5 protein-coding genes and 2 pseudogenes are annotated in these 6,244 nt (G+C 56.1%); all 7 read left to right on the plus strand.

Annotated elements, in window-relative coordinates; all coding sequences use genetic code 11:
* Window positions 1-6 precede the first annotated feature (6 nt).
* On the plus strand, window positions 7-753 hold the full coding sequence (locus ACR0NE_RS13415) for an SDR family oxidoreductase (protein ID WP_170597107.1): 747 nt from the start codon (window positions 7-9) through the stop codon (window positions 751-753).
* Entirely contained in the window at window positions 750-2,651 is a 1,902-nt protein-coding gene (locus ACR0NE_RS13420; RefSeq protein WP_170597108.1) for a propionyl-CoA synthetase, read from the plus strand. The genes ACR0NE_RS13415 and ACR0NE_RS13420 overlap by 4 nt, the downstream gene beginning before the upstream one ends.
* Entirely contained in the window at window positions 2,648-2,992 is a 345-nt protein-coding gene (locus ACR0NE_RS13425; protein WP_170597109.1) for a RidA family protein, read from the plus strand. The genes ACR0NE_RS13420 and ACR0NE_RS13425 overlap by 4 nt, the downstream gene beginning before the upstream one ends.
* Window positions 2,993-3,006: 14 nt before the next feature.
* Window positions 3,007-3,750, plus strand: a complete 744-nt coding sequence (locus tag ACR0NE_RS13430; RefSeq protein WP_170597110.1) for an amino acid ABC transporter ATP-binding protein — start codon at window positions 3,007-3,009, stop codon at window positions 3,748-3,750.
* 318 nt (window positions 3,751-4,068) lie between these two features.
* A pseudogene (locus ACR0NE_RS13435) lies at window positions 4,069-4,329 on the plus strand (IS6 family transposase); the annotation flags it as partial.
* A 411-nt stretch (window positions 4,330-4,740) separates the two neighbouring features.
* Complete coding sequence (locus tag ACR0NE_RS13440) at window positions 4,741-5,448, plus strand: IS6 family transposase (RefSeq protein ID WP_170597111.1); 708 nt, start codon at window positions 4,741-4,743, stop codon at window positions 5,446-5,448.
* A 52-nt stretch (window positions 5,449-5,500) separates the two neighbouring features.
* Window positions 5,501-5,932: pseudogene (locus tag ACR0NE_RS13445) on the plus strand (IS6 family transposase); the annotation flags it as partial.
* Window positions 5,933-6,244 lie beyond the last annotated feature (312 nt).

A 6,244-nucleotide genomic window follows, 5' to 3' on the forward strand; every position in this document is an offset into this window, starting at 1 on the left:
ACGCAGATGGCTGACACTCCTATAGCAGTTGTAACCGGGGCCGCGCAGGGCATTGGGCTGGCCTGCGCCGAGGCGCTGAGCGAGGATGGCTACAAGGTCATTCTGGTCGACATTCAGGACAGCGTGCGCGAAGCCGCCGCGACCGTTGGCGGGGTAGGAATGGTCTGCGACATGGGCGATGTGGACGCCATCAGCGCGATGTTCGACACGGTTGAGGCCGAGCATGGCCCGGTCGCGGCGTTGGTGAACAACGCGGGTGTCGCGATGCCGGGGAATTTCCTGGACTATGATCTGGCCGCCTACGACCAGGTGATGGATATCAACCTGCGTGGCGTGTTTGTGGCGATGCAGCGGGTTGCGAACACGATGGTCGAGAAAGGCATCGAAGGTGCGATTGTGAACATGTCGTCGATCAACGCGCAGGTCGCGATCCCTGCGATCCCGGCCTATTGCGCCTCGAAAGGCGGGGTAATGCAGCTGACCAAGGTTGCTGCACTGGCGCTGGCTCCGAAAAACATTCGTGTCAATGCGGTTGGTCCCGGCTCGATTGATACCGAGATGATGGCTGGTGTGAATGCCAACCCCGAAGCCTTCAAGATGGCGATGTCGCGCACGCCGATGGGCCGCGCAGGCACCGCGCGCGAGATCGGCGATGTGGTGGCGTTCCTGTGTTCCAAAAAGGCCAGTTATGTCACTGGTGAAACGATCTATGTCGATGGCGGTCGCCTCGGCCTGAACTATGTGATGTCATGAGCTACACAGACGCATATGCAAGCTGGCAGGCCGACCCCGAGGCGTTTTGGGGAAAGGCCGCCGAGCAGATCGATTGGTTCACGCCAGCCGAAAAGGTCTTTGACCCGGATAAAGGCGTCTACGGGCGCTGGTTTGCAGGGGCGACCTGCAACACCTGCTGGAACTGTGTCGACCGCCATGTCGAGGCCGGGCATGGCGACCGCAAGGCGCTGGTCTATGACAGCCCGGTCACGGATACGGTTCGGACCTTCAGCTTTGCTGAATTGCAGGCCGAAGTCGGCGCGTTGGCCTCGGTCATGCGGGCGCATGGCGTCGGTAAAGGCGACCGCGTTGTCATCTACATGCCGATGGTGCCGCAGGCAGTGTTTGCAATGCTGGCCTGCGCTCGTTTGGGAGCGATCCACTCGGTCGTATTCGGCGGCTTTGCACCCCATGAACTGGCCACCCGCATCAATGATGCCGCACCCAAGATGATTATCTCGGCCTCCTGCGGGATCGAGCCGGGTCGGATCGTGCATTACAAACCATTGTTGGATGCTGCGATTGAGGAAGCCACCACCAAGCCCGCGCACTGTCTGATCCTGCAACGCGACATGGAACTGGCAGAACTCACTCCGGGTCGCGACCTGGACTATGCCGAACTGGTCGGCGCAGCAAAGGCAGCATGGGAAACCACGGAATGTGTGCCGGTCGATGCGACCGATCCGCTGTACATCCTGTACACTTCCGGCACGACCGGCCAGCCTAAAGGCGTTGTGCGCGACAATGGCGGGCACATGGTGGCGCTGAAATGGACGATGCAGCACCACTATGGGATCAAACCCGGTGAGGTGTTCTGGGCAGCATCAGACGTGGGCTGGGTCGTTGGGCACTCCTACATCTGCTACGGGCCGCTGCTACATGGCTGCGCCACCGTGGTCTACGAGGGCAAGCCGGTGGGCACGCCCGACGCAGGCGCCTTCTGGCGAGTCATTCAGGATCATGAGGTTGCAGCGCTGTTTACCGCCCCGACGGCCTTCCGGGCGATCAAGAAAGAGGACCCAAAAGGCCAGTTGATCGGTCAGTATGACTTGTCCAAATTCAGCACACTCTTTCTGGCCGGGGAGCGCTCGGATCCAGCGACGATCCAGTGGGCTGAGCAGAAACTGCAACGTCCGGTGATCGACCATTGGTGGCAAACCGAGACCGGTTGGGCCATGTCGGGTAACCCGGTGGGATTGGGGCAGTTTCCAGTCAAATACGGCTCGCCCGGCAAGCCGATGCCTGGGTACGACATACAGGTTCTGGACGACGAGGGGCATGGGGTCAAACCCGGCACTCTCGGCAACATCGTGTGCAAGCTGCCGCTGCCGCCCTCGGGTTTTCCGACGCTTTGGAACGCGCCGGAACGGTTCCTGACCTCGTATATGAACGAATTCCCCGGCTACTACGCCACGTCGGATGCGGGGATCATTGATGAGGACGGGTATGTCTTCATCATGGCGCGCACGGATGACATCATCAACGTGGCCGGGCACCGCCTGTCGACCGGCGCGATGGAGGAGGTGATTGGGGCGCATCCCGACATCGCGGAATGTGCTGTAGTCGGCGCGGCGGACGCTCTGAAAGGTCAAATGCCGTTGGGTTTCTATGTGACCAATGATGGAGCCGAACGGGATTCGGCAGAGTTGGAAAAAGAGTTGGTCGCGCTGATGCGGGAACAGATCGGGGCAGTCGCATCCTTTAAAACCGCCATTCCGGTCAAGCGGTTGCCGAAAACGCGCTCTGGCAAGGTTTTGCGCGGGACGATGCAGAAGATTGCCGACGGTGTTGAATTCAAGATGCCGGCCGCAATCGACGATCCGGCCATTCTGGATGAGATTTCCGATGCGCTGAAGGGCCGGGGGCTGCTGAAATGATAGAACGTCTCCACACCGGTGGCCGAATGTCGAAGATCGTCAAGCACAATGGCGTCGCCTATTTGTGCGGTCAGGTTGGTGCGGGTGACAACGTCACCGAACAAACGCAGGACTGCCTGTCGCGCGTTGATGCCCTGCTGGCAGAGGCGGGCTCGGACCGCGAACATATCCTGCAGGCCATCGTCTGGCTGCGCGATATGGCGGATTTTGCTGAAATGAACGCCGTCTGGGATGCCTGGGTGCCCGAAGGCCATGCGCCCGCCCGAGCCTGTGGCGAGGCCCGTCTGGCGCGGGATGTATTGAAAGTCGAGATCATCATCACAGCCGCAATAAAAACCTGAAGGGGGGGATTGCCATGTCCGAAACACCAGCCGTCAGACTAAGCAAAGTGGAAAAATACTACGGATCTTTCCACGCCCTCAAGAACATTAATCTGACCGTGACGAAGGGCGAGAAAATCGTCGTCTGCGGACCTTCCGGATCGGGTAAATCGACAATGATCCGGACAATCAACCAACTTGAGGAACATCAGTCCGGTCAGATTGAGATAAATGGCCACGCGATCAGCGCCGAAGATCCGAACATAGACAAGATGCGGCAGGAAGTAGGTATGGTGTTTCAGCACTTTAACCTTTTCCCTCACATGACGATCCTTGATAATTGTACTCTGGCCCCGATGCTGGCCCGCAAAATCTCGCAGGCCGAGGCCGAAAAGACCGCGATGATGTATCTGGAAAAGGTCCAGATCGCTAATCAGGCCCCGAAATATCCCGGCCAGCTGTCCGGCGGCCAACAGCAGCGCGTGGCCATCGCGCGGGCGCTTTGTATGAAGCCCGACATTCTACTGTTTGACGAACCTACTTCGGCTCTGGACCCTGAGATGATCGGCGAGGTTCTGGACGTTATGGTGACGCTGGCCCAGGAAGGGATGACTATGATTTGCGTTACTCATGAAATGGGTTTCGCACGGAAAGTAGCAGATCGGGTTATCTTCATGGATGCTGGTGAAATCATCGAGGAAGACGACCCGGAGAGCTTCTTCAACAACCCCAAGAGCGAGCGCACAAAAAACTTCTTAGAGCAAGTTTTAGTTCATTAGGGAGTAAAAATTCGCTCTTTTGAAAACCCAATCAGCATGTCGCCGAGCTATCGCGCTTTTTGCTGAAACTCTTGGTGTGGCTGTTTCTTTGGAACATGCAAATTCTTCCTAGGTAGAAGGCAATATGCCCAATGAAAATGCTTATCTTCGCTCATACTCAGTTTAGGTTGGCATTCGAAATGCTCGATAGAAATGGCTATGGTCCATTTCTCTATACAAACTGAACGCTTGGTGGAGACTTGTCAGGAGAACTTTTTCTTGGGTCTTGTCAGAAGAACTTTGCTTGAGCGGGGTAGGGGTGTTGCGTAGCTTTTGCCTATGACCAATCCTGCCTCTTTCAAGTACTTTAAAACCAGTCCCGAAATCATCCGCCTTGCGGTGATGTTGTACATCCGTTTCCCGTTCTCGCTTCGGAATGTCGAAGATCTGTTGCAAGAGCGAGGCATCGACGTGAGTCACGAAACTGTCCGGTATTGGTGGAACAGGTTTGGCCCAATGTTTGCTGCTGAGATCAGACGGAAGCGTGTTCAGCAACTGCGCGCGTTCTCCAAATGGAAGTGGCACGTGGACGAGGTTTACTAAATCCGCAACTGAAGTCTGTACCGCCTCCGCTGACCCGGCCTCCGGCTGCGCCAGCAAACGTTCGAAAATTCCGGAGGTATTGTCAGAAGAACTTGGGTTGAGCGGGGCAGGGGTGTTATGTCACTCTCCGTCGACTGCGAAGAGGAAAACGCTCATCTTTTCAAGTTCTTAATTCGATGCGAAGTTTCGGAAGCTGATTGTGCGAGACGCAACAATGCCCGGACCGTGTACTCTACCAATCCGGAAAACGTGTCGTGAAATAGCTGGGGAGTCTGACTGTAAACAGCCGTTTCAGCGTGGATCTTAAGACAATGCCCACTGTTGTTTTCGCGGGGCTTCCGTTCTTTGGAGGGTCTTGTCAGAAGAACTTTGCTTGAGCGGGGCAGGGCGGTTGCGTAGCTTTTGCCCATGACCAAACCTAACTCCTTCAAGTATTTCAAAACCAGCCCAGAGGTCATCCGTCTTGCGGTGATGCTGTACATCCGTTTCCCGCTCTCGCTTCGGAATGTCGAAGATCTGTTGCACGAGCGAGGCATCGACGTGAGTCAAGAAACTGTCCGGTATTGGTGGAACAGGTTTGGCCCAATGTTTGCTGCTGAGATCAGACGGAAGCGTGTTCAGCAGCTGCGCGCATTCTCCAAATGGAAGTGGCACGTGGACGAGGTTTTCGTGAAGGTGAATGGCAAGAGACACTACCTCTGGCGGGCTGTCGATCATGAGGGCGAAGTGCTGGAAGCAATCGTCACCAAACGCCGAAACAAGCAGGCCGCGTTGAAATTCCTCAGGAAATTGATGAAGCGACACGGTAAAGCGGAAAACGTCGTCACGGATCGCTTCGCCTCATACAGAGCCGCGCTCAGAGAGCTGGGCGCGCTCGAAACACATAAGACGGGAAGGTGGCTCAACAACCGCGTCGAGAACTCGCACCTGCCGTTTCGACGACGCGAACGCGCGATGCAACGTTTCAGGCGCATGCGAAGTTTGCAAAAATTCGCCACCGTCCACTCCTCCGTCTACAACCACTTCAACCAGGAAAGATCGCTAGCCAGCCGAGACACCTTCAAGTTGACACGAAGCGCCGCTCTTGCCGAGTGGCGCGAACTTGGTGCTGGATAAAGGACAGCGTCACTGGCCTAATAGAGACTGGTTCGAATTCGTCTGACAGCACCAACGCCACTACCTCTGGCGTGCCATCGATCAAGAAGGTGAAGTGCTTGAGGCCGTCGTCACGAAGCGTCGAAACAAGCAGGCGGCATTGAAATTCCTCAAGAAATTGATGAAGCGGCACGGTTGCGCCGAAGAGATCGTCACAGATCGCTTCGCTTCCTACAAGGCTGCGCTCATAGAATTGGGCGCGCTCGAAAAACAACAGACGGGCCGGCGGCTCAACAACCGCGTCGAGAATTCGCATCTGCCGTTTCGACGACGCGAACGCGCGATGCAGCGTTTCAGGCGCATGCGAAGTTTGCAGAAATTCGCCTCCATCCATTCCTACGTCTACAACCACTTCAACCAGGAAAGATCGCTGACCAGCCGAGACACCTTCAAGCTGATACTCACCGCCGCTCTCAACGAGTGGCGTCAACTTTGTTCCGGATAGGTTCGCAGCTTCCGCGGCAAACTGAGACTGGTTCGAATTCGCCTGACTGCACCGCCACTCATACCTGTCTCATTTCAGTTGTGTTTTTTGACCCGGAATTGTTCCGCAATTCCCGCGAGTTGACGCATGCGCTTTCAATCAGAGACGGAGCAGATCGTACACTCGGATCACGATTCAGGCCACAGTCTCAGTGCCGCATTTTGGTGGGATCGCTTTGGGCGGGATTTCCCTGATACCCGGAAGTTTACAGGGAAATTTCGCAAAACGGGACTGAGTTCAGTAATTTCACCTGTCAGAACTGAATGTTTTACA

The sequence above is a fragment of the Ruegeria sp. C9 genome, from assembly GCF_056537585.1.

Coding starts and splice junctions, on each gene's coding strand:
- ACR0NE_RS13415 (WP_170597107.1), top strand. CDS start 7: ATGGCTGACACTCCTATAGCAGTTGTAACCGGGGCCGCGCAGGGCATT.
- ACR0NE_RS13420 (WP_170597108.1), top strand. CDS start 750: ATGAGCTACACAGACGCATATGCAAGCTGGCAGGCCGACCCCGAGGCG.
- ACR0NE_RS13425 (WP_170597109.1), top strand. CDS start 2,648: ATGATAGAACGTCTCCACACCGGTGGCCGAATGTCGAAGATCGTCAAG.
- ACR0NE_RS13430 (WP_170597110.1), top strand. CDS start 3,007: ATGTCCGAAACACCAGCCGTCAGACTAAGCAAAGTGGAAAAATACTAC.
- ACR0NE_RS13440 (WP_170597111.1), top strand. CDS start 4,741: ATGACCAAACCTAACTCCTTCAAGTATTTCAAAACCAGCCCAGAGGTC.